Origin of the sequence: Pelagibius sp. 7325, assembly GCF_037652055.1 — a bacterium.
Classification (GTDB): Bacteria; Pseudomonadota; Alphaproteobacteria; order Kiloniellales; family Kiloniellaceae; genus Pelagibius.
The window spans coordinates 311,641-330,247 of the sequence record NZ_JBBKAH010000011.1 but is presented as its reverse complement, the minus strand read 5'-3'; the positions used below and the strand labels follow the sequence as shown (position 1 = coordinate 330,247).

Genomic DNA, 18,607 nt, shown 5'->3' with positions numbered 1-18,607 from the left:
GGAAAATCCGGAACTCACTCGCGCCCTTGCGGCAGGGCGAAGGCGACGATCTGGTCGGAGACGCGCGGCGACAGGATCGAATTGCCGCCGACGGCGAAGACCACGTACTGCCGGCCCTGGTAGGTGTAGACCGCGGGCAGCGAGACCGCCGGCGCGTCGACCTGCGCCGACCACAGCGCCTCGCCGCTGTTCACGTCGATGGCGCGCACGTGCGAATCCATCGAGGCGCCGATGAAGACCAGGCCGCTGGCCGTCACCACCGGGCCGCCGATGGTCGGCGAGCCCCAGGACTCCGGCATGTAGAAGCCCCACTTCTGCACCTGACCGAAGGGCTTGCGCCACAGCAGTTCGCCGCTGTCGAGGTTGTAGGCCGACAGGGTGCCGTAGGGCGGCTTCCAGCAGGGCATGCCGAGGGGATTGAGGAAGTTGGTCAGGTGCATGCCGTAGGGCGCGCCGGCCTGGGGCGAATAGCCCTGCTCGTTGCCGCCGCCCGTCGCTTCTCTCTCGTACTGCTCGCGGGCGATCAGCCGGTAGATCTGCACGACGCTGGAGCTGTTGACGATGAAGGTGTTGCTGCGCGGATCGACAGCCCCGCCGCCCCACTGGGCGCCGCCGACGGTCGCCGGGTAGGTCAGGGTGCCCTCCTGGCTGGGCGGCGTGAAGAGTCCTTCGTAGCGCAGCGCCTCGGCGGTTTCGCTGCAGTAGCCGAGGCTCGTCCAGTCGGCCAGCCAGAACACGCCGGGCCAGTCGCCGACGTCGATGACGGGCGGCGGCGTCTCGACCCAGGGCTGGGTCGGCACCGCCTCTTCGCCGTCAACGTCGGAGGCCGGCACCGCCCGCTCCTCGATCGGATAGACCGGCTCGCCGGTGGTGCGGTCCAGCACATAGAGGAAGCCCTGCTTGGAGGTCTGCACCAGGGCGGGGATGGTGCGCCCGTCCTTGCGGATGTCGACAAGGGTGGGCGGTGCCGGGGTGTCGTAGTCCCAGATGTCGTGGTGCACCAGCTGGCGGCTCCAGATCACCGCGCCGGTCTCGGTATCCAGCGCGGTGACCGAGGTGGCCAGCGGGATCGGCGCCGTGCGGTTGCCGCCGTAGAAGTTGGGGCTGGGCGAGCTGACCGGCAGGTAGAGGATGCCGCGCTCGGCGTCGACCGACATGGAGGCCCAGACGTTCGCGGTGCCGGTGATGCCCGGATAGTCATCCGGCAGCGGGTTGAACGACCACTTCAGCGCGCCGCTGCGCGCATCGACGGCAAAGACCATGCCCGGCGGCGTCGCGCTCGCCGCCCAGTCCTTGCCGGCCCAGCCGATGAACAGCGTGTCCTGGTAGACCGTCGGCGGCTGCAGCAGGGAGAGCGGCCATTCCGCCTCCGGCGTGTTCCACTGGTTCACGTTCAGCACACCGTCCTCGCCGAAATCGGCACAGGGCGCGCCGCTGTCGGCGTCGACCGCGTGCAGCTTGGCATCCATGGTGCCGATGTAGACGCGCTTCTGACAGGGCTCGCCGGCGGCCGGCGTCTCTGCCTGCCAGTAGGCGACGCCGCGGTTCTTCAGGGCGGGCTGGGTGAGGGCCTCGAGCGAGGACTTGCTGTCGTAGGTCCACTTCACCGCGCCGGTGTCGGGCTCCAGCGCGAAGATGCGGTAGAACGGCGTGCCGAGATAGAGCGTGTCGTTCACGAAGAGGGGCGTTGCCGACCATACCGAGGCCGGCCTGTCACCGCTGCCGTCGGAGACGTCGCCGGTGTGGGTCTCCCAGACCTTCTCCAACTCGCCGACGTTCTGCGGCGTGACCTGGTCGGCCGTCGTGTACTTCTGCGCGGCGAGGTCGCCGTTGAAGGTCGACCAGTCGCCGGGCTCCGCGGCGTCGGCCGCCGCCGCACAAAGCAGCGTGAGGGTGAGCGCGCTGCCGCGCAAAAGATTGCGAGGCGCAAGCGGGCAAGGCTGCATCATCGTGCGGCTCCTTCGGCTGCGGCCGCCGGGCGGCCGCCCTTGCGGGTGAAGAGATGCGCCAGCCAGCCGAGCAGGCAGAGCCCCATCATCGCGAGCAGCAGAGTGCTGTGCAGCATCGCTGCGGCCAATGCGGTGCCGAGGATGCCGAGCAGCAGGAGCACGACGAGGGTCGCGTGTAACGGGCCCCGGTGCAGCGCTGCGGCGACGACAACGAGGCCGGCGAGGCAGATCGCGATGCTGGAGGCGATGACCAGCAAGGCCCCGGGAGTGCCGTTGATGCCGCTTGCCGGGTCGAAGTAGGCGAAGGCGGCCACGATCGCGCCCACCGCGGCGCAGAGGGTCAGGAGATTGCCGCCGGGATCGCTGACGAGTCGATCGGACATGGTTGCCCCCAGGTGAGACTGGCAGGATGGCTGAGGCAAAGAGGACAGATCACGCCGACGCTCTCGCCGTCCGCGTGTTGCCCTTTTAAAGAGAACTCGGCGCGGCGGGGATGGTTCCGCGATCGGGGCGCGTCAGTAGAGCAGCCGCACCAGGCCCAGGGTGATCGTCGGAAAGAGGATGAGGATCGCCACCCGGATGATGTCGCTCAGCACGAAGGGCAGGGCACCGCCGTAGGTGCGCGTCAGCGGCACGTCGGGCGCCATGGAGTTAATGACGAAGAGGTTCATGCCGACCGGCGGCGTGATGAGGCCGACCTCCACCACGATCAGCACGATGACGCCGAACCACAGCGCCATCTCCTCGGCCGGCAGGCCGAAGTCGAGCACCGAGACGATGGGAAAGAAAATCGGGATGGTCAGCAGGATCATGGAGAGGGAATCCATGACGCAGCCGAACACCAGGTAGCAGAGCAGGATCACCAGCAGCACCAGCCAGGGGCTGACCCCCATGGAGGCGACGGTGTTGGCCGCCTCCTGCGGCAGCTGGGAGAAAGCGAGGAAGCCGTTGTAGACGGCGGCGCCCAGCACGATGAAAAAGATCATGCCGGTGGAGATCGCCGTGCCGGTGATGGCTTCGCCGAGTCCGCGCCAGGAAAGTCCGCCGTTGAAGAGGGCGACCAGGCCGGTGCCGGCGGCGCCCACGGCGGCGCCCTCGGTCGGCGTGAACCAGCCGAGGTAGATGCCGCCGATAACCACCGCGAAGATGACCAGCACCGGCCAGACCGCGACGATGGCGGTGAAGCGCTCGCCGTAGCCGGCGCGCTCACGCAGGCCGGCCGAGCCCGGCTTCAGGCGTACGTAGACCGCGATGGTGAGCATGTAGCCGAGGGCGGCCAGCACGCCCGGCACCATGGCGGCCATGAACAGCTTGATGATGTTCTGCTCGGTGAGGATGGCGTAGATCACCAGCACCACCGAAGGCGGAATGAGAATGCCCAGGGTGCCGCCCGCGGCGAGGCAGCCGGTCGCCAGCGCGCCGGAATAGCCGTAGCGGCGCAGCTCCGGCAGGGCGACCTGGCCCATGGTGGCGGCGGTGGCGAGCGAGGAGCCGCAGATCGCGCCGAAGCCGGCGCAGGCACCGACCGCGGCCATGGCGACGCCGCCCTTGCGATGGCCGAGCCAGGTCTCCGCCGCCTTGAAGAGCGCCTGGGACATGCCGCCGCGGGTGGCGAACTGCCCCATGAGCAGGAACAGCGGCACGATCGACAGCGAGTAGTTGGAGAAGGTGTCGTAGGTCAGCGACTTCATCTGCGCCAGGATGGGGATCCAGCTGCCGGTCACCAGCCAGGTGCCGAAGAAGCCGACCATCAGCATGGCAAGGCCGATGGGGATGCGCAGGAAGATCATTCCCAGGAGGATCGGGAAGGACCACAGGCCGAGTTCCAGGTGACTCATCGTTGCGCGGCCTCGCGCACGTCGCCGAGGCTGCGCCATACGGTGTAGGCACAGACCAGGGTGAAGACGGCGGCGCCGAGGAGAGCGGCGGTATAGCTCCACCAGACCGGGAACTGCAGGATGAAGGTGGTCTCGCCGTAGGAGCGCTTGTCGAGCAGGCCGAGGAAGAGACGCCAGGTGATGACGCCGGCCGCGCCGGTCATCAGCAGGTTGGCCACGACGTCGATCATCGCGTTTGGCCGCCGCCCGGCGCGGGCCAGGAAAAGGTCGACGGTGACGTGACCGCGGTGGAACTGGCACAGCGGCAGGAAGGACAGCACGGCAAAGGCGGTGCCGGCCTCGACCAGCTCGAAATCCCCCGGGATCGGCCCCAGTCCGGCGAAGATGAGGGCGCGCCCGATGATGCTGATAACGGTCAGGCTGAGGACGACGATCAGCACGGCGCCGCCCGCCATGGCCGTCCAGAAGGCGATGCGTTCTATGGCCCGATCAATGCCTGATCGTCCCGTCCCCGTTGCCATGTCGGTGGTCCCCAGAAGAAGAAGCCTGACGTGCTGTTTGGCTGTTTGGCGGTGTCTCGTTCGTTGGTCGGAGGATCGAGGCTCCGTTCGTTGTTACTCCGTCGGCGGGCGCTGCGTTTCCCTGCCGGGGACGGAAACTATCCGGCCCGCGCCCGCAGCAGCGAGGCCCGTCCAAGACGAATCCGACTTGCCTAGGGATTCCGGGAACCCCGCGCCTGCCCAGTCTTAGCGCGTTTTTTCCCGCATTACAGCCCCCGGACCGTTCACGGTGGAAGGGGTATTTCGCACAAATCTTTGGACAATTCGAACATCGGGCGGGGCGGCAGGGTGTCCTGCCGTGCGCCCTGCCGGGTGCGCTATTGACCGCTGTACTTCTCTATGCGCCGGCGGGCGTCGGCGACCAGGCCGGCGCCGTCGATGCCCTTGCCGCGCATCTCGACGATCCAGTCCTCGGTGGTCTTGCGCGCCGCTTCCTGCCAGCGCGCGGTCTCCGCCGCATCGAGGGTGACCAGGCTGTTGCCCGCCTTCTCGGCGACGCCGCGGCCGATCACGTCGACCTCGTCCATCGCGCGGCCGAACAGCGCGGCGACCTCGGGCCCCGAGTTGGCGTCGATCACCTGCTTCAGGTCGGCCGGCAGGCGCTCGTAGGAATCGCGGTTCATGGCGAAGATGAAGGTGGAGGTGTAGAGGCCGTGATCGCCGGAGAAGGCCGTATGGGTGTTGACCAGTTCGGCGATCTTCAGGGGCAGGGTGACCTCCCAGGGGATGGCGACGCCGTCGATGACGCCCTTGGCGAGCGATTCCGGCACCGCCGGCACCGGCATGCCGATGGGGGTGGCGCCGAAGGTGCTCAGCATGCCCGAGGCGACGCGGTTCGGCGTGCGGATCTTCAGGCCCTGCATGTCCTCCAGGGAGTGCACGCCCTCGCCCTTCACGTGCAGCAGGCCGGGGCCGTGGGTGTGCAGCGCGATAGGGTGGACGTCCTTGAACTCGTCCATGGCGTTGGCCAGCGCGTACTCGTGGAAGGCGCGGCTGGTCGCCTCCGCCGTGGTCACCATGAACGGCAGTTCGAAGGCCTCAGACTTCGGGAAGCGTCCGGGGGTGTAGCCCAGGACGGTCCAGATCAGGTCGACGACGCCGTCGCGCGCCTGGTCGTAGAGCGACGGCGGCGCACCTCCCAGTTGCATGGACGGGTAATGTTCTACTTTAATGCGACCCTGCGACTCGCGCTCCACCTTCTCGATCCAGGGGATGAGAGCGCGCGCCGGGATGGCGGCCTGCGGCGGCAGCATCTGGTGCAGTCGCAGGGTGACTTGCGGCGTGCCTTCCTGGGCCTGCGCCGGTGAAGGCAGGCAAAAGGCTGCTGCGGTCGAGAGGACCAGCGCCAGCGCGGCGGCAACGTTACGGACCATGCGTAACCTCCTGTTCACGCCTCTCCGGCCGGCCAGGACGGCGCGTCAGGCCAGGAGGGCGCCTTATTGGGTCCGGCTTCTGCTGCCCGGCCGGACTTGTCATAACGCCAGCTTGGGTCTTCTGCCTGCCGCGATCAAGCCCGGTATCGGTAACCGGCGCCGGAGCCTGTATAAGAGGGAACCTCATCTGGCGAACGCGGAGTCCCGGGAGCAACCGGGCAGGTAAGAGGAGACGTTGCAATGACCGAGACCCGACCCTTTCGCGCCGACCACGTCGGCAGTTTCCTGCGCCCGGCGCGTCTCACCGAGGCGCGCGAGCGGCATGCCGCGGGCAAGCTGGACGACGCCGGGCTGCGCGCGGTCGAGGACGACTGCATCCGCGAAGTCGTAAAAAAGCAGGAGGCGGTCGGCCTCAAGGGCATCACCGACGGCGAGTTCCGCCGCACCTTCTTCCATGTCGACTTTCTGGAAAAGCTGGCAGGCGTCAGCGTCACCTACGGCGAGTTCACCGCCGCCTTCCGCAAGGACGACGGCAGCGAGGTCGGCTTCCGCCCGCCGACCATGCACGTGGAAAAGCCGATCCGCCATGTCCAGCCGATCCAGGGCGCCGACTACGACTTCCTGGCCGGCGCCGTCACCAAGACGCCGAAGGTCTGCATCCCGGCGCCCTCCATGCTGCACTTCCGCGGCGGCCGCCAGGCGATCTCCGAGCGCGTCTATCCGGACCTGGAGGATTTCTACGCCGACCTCGCCGCGGCCTACCGGGCGGAGATCGACGACCTGGCCCGGCGCGGCTGCCGCTACCTGCAGATGGACGACACCAACCTCGCCTATCTCTGCGATCCCAAGATCCGCGCGCGCACCGAGGCGCGCGGCGACGACCCCGACAGCCTGACCCATCTTTACTGCCGCCTGGTGAACGAGGCGATCGCCGATCGCCCGAAGGACATGACGGTCTGCGTCCACCTCTGCCGCGGCAACTTCAAGAGCGCCTGGGTGGCCGAAGGCGGCTACGAGCCGGTCGCCGAGATCCTCTTCAACGAGATGGCGATCGACGGCTTCTTCCTGGAATACGACGACGAGCGCTCCGGCGACTTCGCGCCGCTGCGCTTCATGCCCAAGGGCAAGCGCGTGGTGCTGGGCCTGATGAGCTCCAAGCGCCCCGAGGTGGAGACGAAGGCCGCGCTGAAGCAGCGCATCGACGAGGCCGCGCGGTACGTGCCGCTGGAGCAGTGCTGTCTCAGCCACCAGTGCGGCTTCTCCTCGACGGCGCACGGCAACGAGCTTGCCGAGGACGATCAGTGGAAGAAACTGGAACGCTGCGTCGAAGTGGCGGGCGAGGTGTGGGGTGAGTGAACTACGAGAATTGGGAGAATGAGCGGCATCGTTGATGGCCTAGATGTGCTGAGGGGAGTGCTTACGGCCAGAGAGGTTGCTTCTCTTATTGAGAGAACGGCGAGATGGGTAGCACCGGAGACGTTTCGGTTGTTGCCCGTTTGGTACCCAGAACACGCAAGAAAGCGTTATCTCTATAACGCGACGTGGACGGAAGTTCGCACGAATACGAGCCGTACTACGAAGCGCACGGTCGATAAGTTGGAAGGAAATACATGTGCCAACAAGGCGCTAACCTTGGCACTCGCAATGCGCCAGAAGAATCGTCCCAACTGGTCGAGTTGTCATATCTGGGGCGTAGACGATCCACGATATCAACAATCGAATGATGTTGTTGCCGATCCGCGCTTCTACTCCTGCGTCGCGAATATGGTGCTGCTGCCAACGCCGCTGAAGGCGTTCACGGACACCATGCCGGAGGTCAAAGCGATGCTGCGCTTGTGCGCTCACAATCTTTATGGCTGGCGGTGTGATCACAAGGCCTTGGATGAGACGAATGCGGCGCTAGACAGATGGAATCTGTGGGACGACTATCCCAAGAGTTGGCCTCGTTCTTCGGGCGGCAGGATGCCACAAGGGGCTGTGCCGCTAAATCCGGACATTGAGAAAGCCGCCAAGCGCCGACTGGCCGCTATCAAGAGAGACCTTGAGCACGCAGGGCCTCACTACCCTAGAGAGTCGGTTAGGGCTGTTCTAGATTACTGGAAGATTAAGCTTTAGATGGCTCGCTTCTCACTGCTCGTTAACTGCCCACGGTAGCTAAAGGTCATCATGACTACCGAATCCACACAACCCCCTTTCCTTACCACCCGCGAGGTCGCCGAACTGCTGCGGGTGAAGGAGCGCAAGGTCTACGACCTCGCCGCCGCGGGGGAGATTCCCTGCCGCCGCGTCACCGGCAAGCTGCTGTTCCCGCGCGCCGAGATCGAGGTCTGGCTGGCCGGCGAGACGGGCGCGGCGCCGCGCGGGCGGGCGGAGACGGCGCCGGCCAACATCTTGGCCGGCAGCCACGACCCGCTGCTCGACTGGGCGATCCGCGAGTCCGGCTCGGGCCTCGCCACCTTCTTCGACGGCAGCCTCGACGGTCTCGCCCGCCTGGCGCGCGGCGAGGCCGGGATCGCCGGCCTGCACGTCTTCGAGCCGGCGCGCGGCGACTGGAACCTGGATCACGTCGAGGCGGCGCTGGGCGGCGCGCCGGTGGTGCTGGTCGAATGGGCGAAGCGCCAGCAGGGCCTGCTGCTGGCCGAGGCGCTGGACGGGCAGGTGCGCTCGGTGGCCGACCTCGCCGGGCGCCGCGTCGTGCGCCGCCAGGCCTCCGCCGGCGCCGGGCTGCTGCTCGAACATCTCATCGCCGAGGCCGACCTCGCCGACGGCAAGGTGCGCTTCGTGACGGAGCTCGCGCGCACCGAGACCGAGGCGGCGGCCGCCGTCGCCTCCGGCCAGGCCGAGGCGGCGCCGGGCCTGGCCGCCATGGCGCGGCAGTTCGGCCTCGGCTTCCTGCCGACGGTGGAGGAGCGCTTCGACCTGGTGGTCGACCGTCACGCCTGGTTCGAGCCGCCGTTCCAGCGCCTCATGAACTTCTGCGCCGGCGCCGCGTTCAAGGCCAAGGCGGCGGAACTCGGCGGCTACGATCTCTCCGGCCACGGCCGCGTCGTATGGAACGCGCCGTGAAGACGTGTGGAACATTCTTACTGAGGAGGCAGCGATGAAGATATCCGCCCGCAACGTCTTTTCCGGCAAGGTCACCGAGGTGAAGAACGGTCCGGTGAACAGCCAGGTGAAGGTTGACATCGGCGGCGGCAACGTCATCACCTCGATGATCACCACCGACGCCGCCAACGACCTGGGCGTCGCCGTCGGCAAGGACATCCACGTGGTGATCAAGGCCTCCGAGGTGATGCTCGCGACCGACTGAGTGCGCGGCTCTGCGGTCCCTCAATCGTCCGGCAGGGCGCCGCTTTCGAAGCCGTAGTCGGCGAGAATTTTCTGTCCCGCCGGGGAGAGGATATGGAGCGCCAGGCGCCAGGCCTCGGCCGGCGCGCCGTCCAGCACGATGAGGCCGTAGTCGGCGCCGACCGCCAGCGCCGGCGGCACGGCGACGATCTTCAGGCCGGGGACCTCTTTGCGCGCCAGCACCGCGTTGGTGCAGTAGGTGAGGAACAGGTCGGCCTGGCCGCTTTCCATCACCCAGCCGTAGGGGTTGCGGCCGTCCGGTGCCTTCTGGCTGTCGGGACCGCCGGTCAGCTGCAGCGCCTTGCCCTCCAGCGCCGCCTGGGCGCCGGGCTTCACCGCCTCGGCCTTGGCAAAGAGCGCCCAGGCGTAGTCGCCGGAGGGGTCGGCCCTGGGTGTCGAGGTGCCGAGGCGCAGCGCCGGGTCCAGCAGGACGTCGAGCAGCGTCTCGGTGGTGACAGCGACCGCCGGCTGGGCGAGCGCGCAGAGCTTGTTGCGGGCAAAGAGCGCGACCGGGCCGCCGCGTCCGGCCTCCATGAGGGTCTCCGGGTGCTTCATGTTGGCCGACGCGAAGACCTGGGCGGCCTCGCCCTTCTCGATGCGCTCGCGCAGCAGGCCGGAGGGCCCGAAGGTGGCGGCGACCTTGGTGCCGGTCGTCTTCTCGTAGTCGGCGGCGACGTCGCTCAGCGCCGCCTTCAGGCTGCCGGCGGCAAAAAGTTGCAGGGACTGGTCAGCGGCGCGCGCGGCGGTCATGCTGAGCGCGGCCCAGGAGCCCAGTGCGGTGGCGACGGCGGCGGCGAAGAGGAGCTTACGCATGACGAAACATCTCCCTGGCTGGTGAGCGGATGAAGGAAGAGACCGGGTCCTCGGCGGCGCGCTGGGACAAGCGCTACCGCGCGGCGGCGCAGCCGCTCTTCGGCGAGGCGCCCAACGACTATCTCAGGATGATCCTGGCGCGCGCCGATTTCACGGCGGCCAGCGCGCTCTGCCTGGCCGACGGCGACGGGCGCAACGGCGCCTGGCTCGCGGAGCAGGGGTTGGCGGTGACGGCGGTCGACGTCTCGGGCGTCGCGACGGAGCGCGCGCTGGCGCTCGACGCGCGGCGCGGCGTCTCGGTGGAGCGCGTGACCGCCGACCTCACCGCCTGGGTGCCGCCGGCGGGGCGCCAGTGGCAGGCGGTGTTCATCATCTACCTGCAGGGCACCGGTGCGCTGAGACGCCGTGCGCTGGACGTCGGCGCGGCCGCGCTGGCGCCGGGCGGCTGGCTGGTGCTGGAAGGCTTCGCGAAGGCGCAGGCCGCGCGCCCCGACATGGGCCCGGACGATCCCGACCGGCTCTACGATCTCAAGGAACTGCACGCCGCGCTCCCCGGTCTGGCGGTCGTCGAGGCGCTGGCCGGGCGGGTGCGCCTGGAAGAAGGCCCCCGCCACCGCGGCGAGGCGGAGGTCGTCCGCTTCGCGGCGCGGCGGCCGGGATAGGCCAAAAACCGTCCTCGTGCTTCGAGACGCTCGCTTTCGCTCGCTCCTCAGCATGAGGACGATTTTTCCCAAGTGAGTGCCTCACCCTGAGGAGGCGCGGCAGCGCCGTCTCGAAGGGCGAGGCACGGTTGCGAAGTCAGCTGGTCTTGCCGTTGGCGTTGGGGAAGAACAGCTGCTGGTCGTTCTGCTTGTAGTCGGCGATGACCTTCTGGCCTTCGTCGGAGAGCACCCAGTCGACGAAGGTCTGGCCGAGGTCGGCCTTCACGCTGGGGCACTTCTCCTTGTTCACCAGGATGATGCCGTACTGGTTGAACATGCGCTCGTCGCCCTCGACGGCGACCTTGAAGTCGCCCTTGTTGCCGAAGGCGATCCAGGTGGCGCGGTCGGTCATGGCATAGGCGTTCATGCCCACGGCGGTGTTCAGCGTCGCGCCCATGCCCGAGCCGGTCTCGCGGTACCAGCCACCGCTGTCGGCGGCGGGATCGATGCCGGCGGCCTGCCACAGGCGCAGTTCGGCCTTGTGGGTGCCGGAGTCGTCGCCGCGCGAGGCGAAGGGCGCCTTGGCCGCCTTGATCTTGGCGAGCGCGCCGGTGACGTCCTTGCTGCCGGCGACGCCGGCGGGATCGCCGGCCGGGCCGACGATGACGAAGTCGTTGTACATCACGTCGGAACGCGCGACGCCGTAGCCTTCGGCGACGAACTTCTCCTCGGCGGGCTTGGCGTGCACGAACAGCACGTCGCCGTCGCAGTTCTGCGCGTTCTTGATCGCCTGGCCGGTGCCGACCGCGACCACGCGCACTTCGATGCCCGTCTTGTCGGTGAAGATCGGCAGCATGTAGTCGAACAGGCCGGAGTTCTGCGTCGAGGTGGTCGACTGCACGATGATGAACTTGTCGTCAGCGCTGGCCGGTGCGGCGAAAGCGACGCCGGCGGCGGTCGCCGCCGCGGCGAGCATGAGGAATGAGCGTCTGAACATAAGCGTCTCCCTTTGATTGACTGTGGCTTCACGTCTCACAGCAGCAGCCGGCCTTCCAGGTAGGCCTGCGCCGCCGCCGAATTCGGCCGGCTGAAGAAGGCATCGGCGGCGCTGCGCTCGGTCAGGCGGCCGCGATGCAGGAACAGGATCTCGTCGGCGAGGCGCTGGGCCTGGCCGCGGTCGTGGGTCACCATGACGATCTTCACGCCTGCGGCGGCGGCCTGGCCGATCAGCGTCTCGATGGCGGCGGTCGCCTGCGGATCGAGGCTGGCCGTCGGCTCGTCGAGCAGCAGCAGGTCCGGTTCGGCGGCCAGCGCGCGCACCATGGCAAGCCGCTGCTGCTCGCCGCCGGAGAGCACGCGGGCCGGCCGCTCGGCCAGGGTCTGCAGCCCCCCGAGGGCCAGCAGTTCGTCGATGCGCCGCGCGCGCGCGGCCCGCGGCACCCCGTAGGTGGCCAGCGCGTGCTTCAGGTTGGCGGCGACCGAGCGGCGCAGCACCACGGGCCGCTGGAACACCACGGCGATGCGCCGCAGGAGGGCCGCATCGGCAGTCTTGCCGCCGTAGGTGATGCTGCCGGCGCCCGGCCGGATGAGGCCGGCGATGAGGCGCAGCGTCAGAGACTTGCCGGCGCCGTTGGGGCCCATGATGACGCTGCGGCTGCCGGGCGCGAGCTCGAGCGAGAGGCCGTCGATCAGCGTCTTCCCGCCGGCTTCCAGGCGCAGCGCATCGAGCATGATCGGCCAGATGCCGGAGGGCCCGGCCGCCGCCGCGTTGCGGGGCGGCGTCGCCGCGTCCGCCGCGACCTTGCGCACGACATCATGCATAGGCCATGCGTGCCGCGCTGCTGCGCAGTCCCATGACCAGGCCGTTCACCAGGATGGAGAGGCCGACCAGGATGACGCCGAGGCCCAGCGCCAGAGAGAGGTTCCCCTTGGAGGTCTCCAGCGCGATGGTGGTGGTCATCACCCGGGTCACGTGGTTGATGTTGCCGCCGACCACGATGATGGCGCCGACTTCGCCCAGCGCGCGGCCCAGCCCGGCCAGCGCGGCGGTCACCAGCGAGTAGCGCGCGTCCCACAGCAGGGTGGCGACGACGGCCAGGGGCCGCGCGCCCATGGAGCGCAGCAGTTCGTCGTATTCGGCATTGAGGTCCTCGACCACCTGGCGGGTCAGCGCTGCGATGATGGGGGTGACCAGGATGGTCTGGGCGATGATCATCGCCGTCGGCGTGTAGAGCAGTTGCAGCGGCCCCAGGGGGCCGGCGCCGGAGAGCATCAGGTAGACCGCCAGGCCGACAACCACCGGCGGCAGGCCCATCAGCGCGTTGACGACGGTGACCGCGGCGGCGCGGCCGGGAAAGCGGCCGACGGCAAGCGCCGCGCCCAGCGGCAGGCCGATAGCGCAGGCCAGCAGAACCGCCGAGAAGGTGACGCGCAGGGAGAGTGCGATGATCTCCAGCAGATCGGCGTCACCGGAGAGAATGAGGGCAAAGGCCTGGCTGAAGGCCGCCCCGAAATCCTGCATTTTTAGTCTCCCTCCCGCCCGGCCGTGCGCAGACGCAGATTTTAGCGTCCGGATGTGTAATTTGTCATTTTTTCCGGACTGACGGAGGAAAAGCATACAAGTGCCCCGGCGGAGCGGCAAGCCGCACGGACATACGAGGGCCCCGCGGGAACACTGCCGGTTGATCGGGCGTTGTCGCCCTTGGACCACGAGGGGCCTTTCGAAGGCAAGGGGTTGCCTCCGCTCCCTGGCGGCCGAAATTCCGGAGCGCGGCCGGTCCGGATCGGTCGGCAATCTGTAGAGGATTCTTCATGTCAAAATTCCTGTTCCACCCGCGCCGCATCCGGCGAACCGGCGACGACAGCCCTGCCACCACGCTGTTCGGCTACGTCTGGCGCATGAGCGGCCGCCACCAGGTCTGGATCTGCCTGCTCGCCGCCGCGGCGGCCGGGCTCACCGCCATCCCGCTGGAGTTGCAGCGGCGCATCGTCGACGAGGTGATGAAGGACCGCGAACTCGACCTGCTGTGGCTGCTGGCTGGTATCTATCTGGCGGTCTTGCTGGTCCAGGGGATCACCAAGTATGCCCTGCACATGTACCAGGGCTGGCTCAGCGAGAGCGCCGTGCGCTACAACCGCGCGCACCTCACGCACCTCTACGAGCGGCACAACGGCGACGGTGCGGCGCAGCACAGCGGCGAGGCCGTCTCCATCATCGGCGCCGAGATCGACCGCCTCGGCGGTTTCGTCGGCGAGGGCCTGTCGCAGCCGGTTATCAACGGCGGCATGCTGCTGGCGATGGGCGGATACATGCTCTATGTCGAGCCGCTGGTGGCGGCGATCAGCCTGATCTTCATCGTGCCGCAGATCATCCTCATGCCCCTGCTGCAGGCACGCATCAACCGCCTGATGGAGCGGCGCGTCGGTATGCTGCGCAGCCTCGGCGACCAGGTGACGGAGCTGCCGGGCGGCGACGACGATTTCAGCCACAGCGGCCTGCCGCTCTCCCTCGACCGTATCTACGACAACCGCATGCGCATCTTTCTCTGGAAGTTCGGCCAGAAGGCGCTGATGAACCTGCTGAGCGCCGTCGCGCCGCTCAGCGTGCTGCTGGTCGGCGGCCTCATGGTGATCGAGGGCGAGACCACCATCGGCGTCGTGGTCGCCTTCATCTCCGGCTTCGAACGCCTTTCGAATCCGCTGCGCGAGCTCATCGCGTACTATCGGGTTGCCGCCCAGGCCAACGTGCAGCACAAGATGATCGCACAGTGGATGTGAGCGTCGTCGCCCTGCCGAGCAGAAAGAGAGCCGAAAAGCCATGCCCCTGAAGCACCTGAATGCCCCCGATGCCGCGCCGGCGCCGCCCGGCGCCCGGTACAGCCACGCGGTCCAGGCCGGGCCGTTCCTCTACATCACCGGCCAGCTGCCGGCCGACCCGGACGACCTCGCCGCGCCGCTGCCGGCCGACATCGGGGCGCAGACGCACCTGGTGTTCAAGAACCTGGAGCGCATCGCCGCCCACGCCGGCTATAGCCTGGCGGACACCGCCTTCGCGCGGGTCTACCTGACCGACTTCAAGACCGACTTTCCCGGCATGAACGAGGTCTACAAGGTCTACTACCCGGACGACGCCCGCCTGCCGGGCCGCACTACGGTCGGCGTCACCGCGCTGGCCCGCGACGCGCGCGTCGAGATCGACCTGGTGCTGTACCGGGACTAGCGTGACGCGGGGTTCACTGCGCGTGCGTCATCTCCGGCAGGCAGAGGACGTCGCGGTAGGCGCAGAGGTCTTCCACCAGGGTCTTCTCGTCGGCCAGGATCTGCGCCTTTTCCGCCTCCCCCAGCATCTGGATGATGTAGGTCTGCTCGCCGTTGCCCTGCCTGTCGATGAAGGGATAGACGAGGGTCGCGCGATCGGCGAGCTCGGGCTGCGCGCCGATGTCCTCGTTCGTGGCGTGCGGCGCATAGACCATCAGGTGCGGCATCGCCATGGTGTGCAGCTTGAAGTCGGGCGGCCCCAGGGCGCGCATGACCGGACCGACCATGTAGGAAAGGCCGGGCTTTTCCGGCGCGCGATAGATTCCGTCTCTGTAGCGGCGTTCGATCTCGGCCTTCAACGCGGCGGGGCCCATTCCCTCGGCGCGCAGCGCGGCCGCGTCCATGATGACTTTCAGGTGGGCCTTCGTGCCCGCGGCGTCGTAGCAGAGCGGAATGTAGATGTCGTCGCGGAAGTCGACCCATTCCCAGACAGTGCGTTCGACAAGACAGGTCAGGCCGCTGGTTCCCTCGCGGGAAAGCCGGTAACCCTGCTGCGGGTCGAGCAGATAGACGGCCGCACCCTCGCGCAGCGCCGCGGGCAGGGCGCTCAAGGCAAAGCGGGCTTCGAGGTCGGCGGGCATCCGCTCGAGGACCGGTTCGGCCGCCCGGCCCGCGCCCGCCGTCAGCACGCTCGCGACGATCGACACGGCCAGGCAGATTTGCGCGGCTCTTCCGATCGTGGCGCTTCGCCGGCGGCGCGGCACAGCCCCTGCGCCGCGCCGCAAGCGGCCTGCCTGCCGCCTGCCGAGCTTCGCCAGCGAGGCGCCGCCGTCGTCGGTGTCGAAGCGGTAGGCCTTGTCGACCCGGACCCAAGGCAGTTCCCGGCGGCGCCGCGCGAGTTCGTCGCTGCGCCGCGTCAGGTCCTTCTCGGCTGCCGGCAGCGCCAGGCGGGCCGCCAGCCCTTCTTCTCTCGTACCGGTCACGTGCGTGGTCATCGTCACTCTCCTTGGTGCAACCAATCCGGGGGGCCGTCAGACCGGAATGCGCTCGGCGTATTCCTTTTTCAGGCGGGTCCAGTTGTCCCAGTGGGGCACCGGCTTCCTGCCCCGCATCCGCGCCTCCAGGACATCGAGGTGCGCGTGCCAGCCGGGGCCGACCATCAGCATCATCGAGCGGTCGCGCAGGCGGCGATGAATGACGGTCAGCAGCACGTCGTCGCCCCTCGGCTCCAGCTCGAAGGAGACGTCGCCGCTGTTGGTCCAGGTGAAGGTCAGCTTGCGCGGCGGATCGAGCTCGGTGATGCGGCTCTCCATGCTGTGCTCCCCGGAAACGCCCTCCGGCTGCTGCCCCGGCGGATCGGTCAGCTCGGCGTTGCGCCAGGTCAGTTCGAAGGGCGCGCCGACGCTCAGTTCCATGTCGCCCGCGGCCAACCACTGGCGCCGCAGGTCGCTCTCCGTGAGAAAGGCCCAGACGCGCTCGATGGGGCCGGGCAGCAGGCGCTGGATTTTCAAGGTGGCGGGCTCGGTCAGCACGCCGTAGGGATCCAGTCTGGCGAGGTCGTTCATTTGTCGTCTCCATTCTTCGGGGGGGAGGCTCGGCCCGCTTCCTGGCGCAGCAGACGCTCCAGCAGGTCCAGGCGCTCGTTCCAGAACCGCTTGTAGAAGGTCAGCCATTCGTGGGCGCTGGCCAGCGGTCCGGGCTCCAGGCGGCAAAGGTGGGTGCGCCCGCGCACCTCGCGGCGGATCAGTCCGGCGTTCTCCAGCGCCTTGATGTGCTTGGAGGCGGCCGCCAGCGAGATGTCGAAGGGCTCGGCGAGCTGGCCGACCGTCCGCTCGCCGGCGGCGAGGTCGCGCAGCATCTGCCGGCGCGTCGCGTCGCCGAGGGCGTGAAAGATGGCATCTAGGCGGGCGGCTTCAAGTTCAACCATGTGGTTGAATATAGAGGGGTGCCGCCCGATTGTCAACCATTTGGTTGAATATCGGGCGGCGGCCGCGGCGGCGGTGGCTGAAGGCTGGCCGGTGGCGGCGGGATCAGAGGCTCGCGGTGATGCCGCCGTCGACGTAGAGGATGTGGCCGTTCACGAAGCTGGCGGACTCGCCCGCAAGGAAGATCGCCGCGCCGACCAGTTCCTCGACCTTGCCCCAGCGGCCGGCGGGCGTGCGTTTGGCGAGCCAGGCGGAGAACGCCGGGTCGGCGACCAGTGCGGCGTTCAGCTCGGTCTCGAAGTAGCCGGGCGCGAGGCCGTTCACCTGCAGGCCGTGTTTCGCCCAGTCGGTCGCCATGCCCTTGGTCAGGTTGGCGACGGCGCCCTTGGAGGCGGTGTAGGGCGCGATGCCGGGCCGCGCGAGCGCCGACTGCACGGAACAGATGTTCACGATGCGCCCGCGCCCGCGCGCGATCATGTGGCGCGCCACCGCCTGGCCGACGTTGAACACCGTGGTGACGTTGGTCTCCATCAGCCGCGCGAAGTCGGCGGGGTCGAAATCCTCCAGCGGCGTCCTGTGCTGCATGCCGGCGTTGTTGATGAGGATGTCGATGGCGCCGATGTCCTGCTCGAAGCGATCGACCGCCGCTTTCACCGCCGCGTGGTCGGTGGCGTCGAAGCCCAGCAGGTGAATGGCAACGTTCTCAGGGGCGCCCTCGGCCTTCAGCGCTTCGGCCGCGGCCGTCAGGCGCGCTTCGTCGCGGCCGTTCAGAATCACCTCGGCGCCGGCACCGGCCAGCCCCTTCGCCAGGGCAAAGCCGATGCCGCGGCTGGAGCCGGTGATCAGCGCGCGCCTGCCGGTGAGGTCGAAGAGGGAAAGCGAGTCCATGGGCGGAAGTCCTGCTGGTGACGGCGAGGCGGGCCGTCTTTGTGGGTCAAGCAGGCGGGTCCGTCAACCACCGGAGCGTCTCCCTCACACAGCGCTGCCGTTCACCGTCATCGTCAACACGCCGCCGCCGGACCGCGCGAGGTTCCCTAGGGGGAACTGAGAGGCTCGGCCTGAAAGGCGCGGTGCAGCAGCTCCAGCAGGTCGGGGGCGGCGGGCAGTGGCATCTCTCCGATCCCCCGCACCGCCACGCCCGGCGTCCAGGAGTTCATCACCACCGCACCGGTCAGTGTCGGCAGGTCGGCAAGCGTGACTTCCTGGCTGCGCTGCGGCACCCCCAGACGGTCCAGCTGCCGTTGCAGGATCGCCATTGTGGTGCCTTGCAGCATCTCGGCCTCGGGCCACACCACCGAAGTGCCGTCCCAGAATGCCAGGTTCCAGATCGACGCTTCGCTCAGCCGGCCGCGCCGGTCGACGAAGGCGGCGTCATCGAAGCCCTGGGCGGCGGCCTGGCGCAGAAAGTACGTCTTGGCGACTTCGCCGACGTGCTTGACCGTTGGAAGCGTGCGCTCGTAGGGCACCGCCGCAAGCCTCAGCGGTCCTGACGGTCCCGACGCCGCGGGGCCGCTGCGCACCAGCATTTCCGGTACGTCGCCCGGACTTCCCGTGGTGAATTCTCCCGCCGGCGAATATACCGTCGCAACGAGCGAGAGGTTGGGAGGACCGGCGCGCAGGGCGGCGCGCAGATGGGACAGCACTTGCTCGTCGGGCGGCGCATGCCCAAACAGTCTCATCGACGCGGAGCTCAAGCGTTGCAGGTGAAGGTCGAGGCCGCGGATCTTCCCGCCGCGGACTTGCATGGCGGTGAAGTGCGCGAACCCGGCAAAGGCGAGGGGAGCGAGGTCCTCGGCGCTCGCCGTCCGTCCGTTGTGTTGCGTGACATAGGGATTTCGGGAGCTTGACATCCGGTTACTCCTGGACAGCCGATTTCATCAAAGTCGACTTGATATCGGATGTT

Annotated in this window: 21 protein-coding genes; 7 read left to right on the top strand and 14 right to left on the bottom strand. The window is 68.3% G+C overall.

The window, feature by feature from the left end:
* Window positions 1–14 precede the first annotated feature (14 nt).
* The 5 genes from WDC82_RS21515 to WDC82_RS21495 all read right to left on the bottom strand — a co-directional run bounded on the left by WDC82_RS21515 (window position 15) and on the right by WDC82_RS21495 (window position 5,720).
* A complete protein-coding gene (locus tag WDC82_RS21515) occupies window positions 15–1,949 on the bottom strand; it encodes a pyrroloquinoline quinone-dependent dehydrogenase (protein ID WP_340119466.1) in 1,935 nt (644 codons plus the stop codon).
* A complete protein-coding gene (locus WDC82_RS21510; protein ID WP_340119465.1) occupies window positions 1,946–2,332 on the bottom strand; it encodes a hypothetical protein in 387 nt (128 codons plus the stop codon). The genes WDC82_RS21515 and WDC82_RS21510 overlap by 4 nt, the downstream gene beginning before the upstream one ends.
* Window positions 2,333–2,464: 132 nt before the next feature.
* Complete coding sequence (locus tag WDC82_RS21505) at window positions 2,465–3,787, bottom strand: TRAP transporter large permease (RefSeq protein WP_340119464.1); 1,323 nt, start codon at window positions 3,785–3,787, stop codon at window positions 2,465–2,467.
* Window positions 3,784–4,308, bottom strand: coding sequence for a TRAP transporter small permease (locus WDC82_RS21500; RefSeq protein ID WP_340119463.1), 525 nt, complete (start codon window positions 4,306–4,308; stop codon window positions 3,784–3,786). The genes WDC82_RS21505 and WDC82_RS21500 overlap by 4 nt, the downstream gene beginning before the upstream one ends.
* Before the next feature lie 356 nt (window positions 4,309–4,664).
* Window positions 4,665–5,720, bottom strand: coding sequence for a TRAP transporter substrate-binding protein (locus WDC82_RS21495; protein WP_340119462.1), 1,056 nt, complete (start codon window positions 5,718–5,720; stop codon window positions 4,665–4,667).
* Window positions 5,721–5,960: 240 nt separating this feature from the next.
* Between WDC82_RS21495 and WDC82_RS21490 the strand changes: the two genes are divergently transcribed.
* The 4 genes from WDC82_RS21490 to WDC82_RS21475 are packed head-to-tail and all read left to right on the top strand — an operon-like array spanning window position 5,961 to window position 9,030.
* Window positions 5,961–7,076: a 5-methyltetrahydropteroyltriglutamate--homocysteine S-methyltransferase gene (locus tag WDC82_RS21490; RefSeq protein ID WP_340119461.1), complete on the top strand. Its 1,116-nt coding sequence runs from the start codon at window positions 5,961–5,963 to the stop codon at window positions 7,074–7,076.
* Between the two features lie 18 nt (window positions 7,077–7,094).
* The gene (locus WDC82_RS21485; protein ID WP_340119460.1) at window positions 7,095–7,835 is read left to right on the top strand and encodes a hypothetical protein; all 741 of its coding nucleotides are present in this window, start codon (window positions 7,095–7,097) and stop codon (window positions 7,833–7,835) included.
* Window positions 7,836–7,886: 51 nt separating this feature from the next.
* A complete protein-coding gene (locus WDC82_RS21480; RefSeq protein ID WP_340119459.1) occupies window positions 7,887–8,786 on the top strand; it encodes a helix-turn-helix transcriptional regulator in 900 nt (299 codons plus the stop codon).
* Window positions 8,787–8,820: 34 nt separating this feature from the next.
* Window positions 8,821–9,030, top strand: coding sequence for a TOBE domain-containing protein (locus WDC82_RS21475; RefSeq protein ID WP_340119458.1), 210 nt, complete (start codon window positions 8,821–8,823; stop codon window positions 9,028–9,030).
* Window positions 9,031–9,050: 20 nt separating this feature from the next.
* Here WDC82_RS21475 and WDC82_RS21470 read toward each other — a convergent pair whose 3' ends face one another.
* The gene (locus WDC82_RS21470; protein ID WP_340119457.1) at window positions 9,051–9,881 is read right to left on the bottom strand and encodes a molybdate ABC transporter substrate-binding protein; all 831 of its coding nucleotides are present in this window, start codon (window positions 9,879–9,881) and stop codon (window positions 9,051–9,053) included.
* Between the two features lie 29 nt (window positions 9,882–9,910).
* Here WDC82_RS21470 and WDC82_RS21465 point away from each other — a divergent pair, with 29 nt between their 5' ends.
* Complete coding sequence (locus WDC82_RS21465) at window positions 9,911–10,543, top strand: class I SAM-dependent methyltransferase (protein ID WP_340119456.1); 633 nt, start codon at window positions 9,911–9,913, stop codon at window positions 10,541–10,543.
* A gap of 136 nt (window positions 10,544–10,679) precedes the next feature.
* Here the strand turns inward: WDC82_RS21465 and WDC82_RS21460 are convergent, their stop codons facing one another.
* Genes WDC82_RS21460 through WDC82_RS21450 form a run of 3 tightly spaced genes read right to left on the bottom strand, consistent with a single transcriptional unit; the run spans window position 10,680 to window position 13,043 of the window.
* Complete coding sequence (locus WDC82_RS21460) at window positions 10,680–11,519, bottom strand: substrate-binding domain-containing protein (protein ID WP_340119455.1); 840 nt, start codon at window positions 11,517–11,519, stop codon at window positions 10,680–10,682.
* A gap of 35 nt (window positions 11,520–11,554) precedes the next feature.
* A complete protein-coding gene (locus tag WDC82_RS21455) occupies window positions 11,555–12,343 on the bottom strand; it encodes an ATP-binding cassette domain-containing protein (RefSeq protein ID WP_340119454.1) in 789 nt (262 codons plus the stop codon).
* Window positions 12,336–13,043 (bottom strand): ABC transporter permease, encoded by a 708-nt coding sequence (locus WDC82_RS21450; RefSeq protein ID WP_340119453.1) that lies wholly within the window; start codon window positions 13,041–13,043, stop codon window positions 12,336–12,338. Before WDC82_RS21450 ends, WDC82_RS21455 begins: the two co-directional genes overlap by 8 nt.
* 290 nt (window positions 13,044–13,333) lie before the next feature.
* Here WDC82_RS21450 and WDC82_RS21445 point away from each other — a divergent pair, with 290 nt between their 5' ends.
* A complete protein-coding gene (locus WDC82_RS21445) occupies window positions 13,334–14,299 on the top strand; it encodes an ABC transporter ATP-binding protein (protein ID WP_340119452.1) in 966 nt (321 codons plus the stop codon).
* Between the two features lie 40 nt (window positions 14,300–14,339).
* Complete coding sequence (locus tag WDC82_RS21440) at window positions 14,340–14,741, top strand: RidA family protein (RefSeq protein ID WP_340119451.1); 402 nt, start codon at window positions 14,340–14,342, stop codon at window positions 14,739–14,741.
* 13 nt (window positions 14,742–14,754) lie between these two features.
* Here the strand turns inward: WDC82_RS21440 and WDC82_RS21435 are convergent, their stop codons facing one another.
* The 5 genes from WDC82_RS21435 to WDC82_RS21415 all read right to left on the bottom strand — a co-directional run bounded on the left by WDC82_RS21435 (window position 14,755) and on the right by WDC82_RS21415 (window position 18,554).
* Window positions 14,755–15,774, bottom strand: a complete 1,020-nt coding sequence (locus tag WDC82_RS21435; protein WP_340119450.1) for a DUF899 family protein — start codon at window positions 15,772–15,774, stop codon at window positions 14,755–14,757.
* A gap of 36 nt (window positions 15,775–15,810) precedes the next feature.
* The gene (locus tag WDC82_RS21430) at window positions 15,811–16,344 is read right to left on the bottom strand and encodes an SRPBCC family protein (protein WP_340119449.1); all 534 of its coding nucleotides are present in this window, start codon (window positions 16,342–16,344) and stop codon (window positions 15,811–15,813) included.
* On the bottom strand, window positions 16,341–16,706 hold the full coding sequence (locus WDC82_RS21425) for a metalloregulator ArsR/SmtB family transcription factor (protein WP_340119448.1): 366 nt from the start codon (window positions 16,704–16,706) through the stop codon (window positions 16,341–16,343). Before WDC82_RS21425 ends, WDC82_RS21430 begins: the two co-directional genes overlap by 4 nt.
* A 103-nt stretch (window positions 16,707–16,809) precedes the next feature.
* Window positions 16,810–17,592 (bottom strand): SDR family oxidoreductase, encoded by a 783-nt coding sequence (locus tag WDC82_RS21420; RefSeq protein ID WP_340119447.1) that lies wholly within the window; start codon window positions 17,590–17,592, stop codon window positions 16,810–16,812.
* Between the two features lie 146 nt (window positions 17,593–17,738).
* Window positions 17,739–18,554 carry an aminotransferase class IV family protein gene (locus tag WDC82_RS21415; protein WP_340119446.1) on the bottom strand — a complete coding sequence of 272 codons (816 nt, stop codon included), beginning with the start codon at window positions 18,552–18,554 and terminating at the stop codon, window positions 17,739–17,741.
* Between the last annotated feature and the right edge of the window lie 53 nt (window positions 18,555–18,607).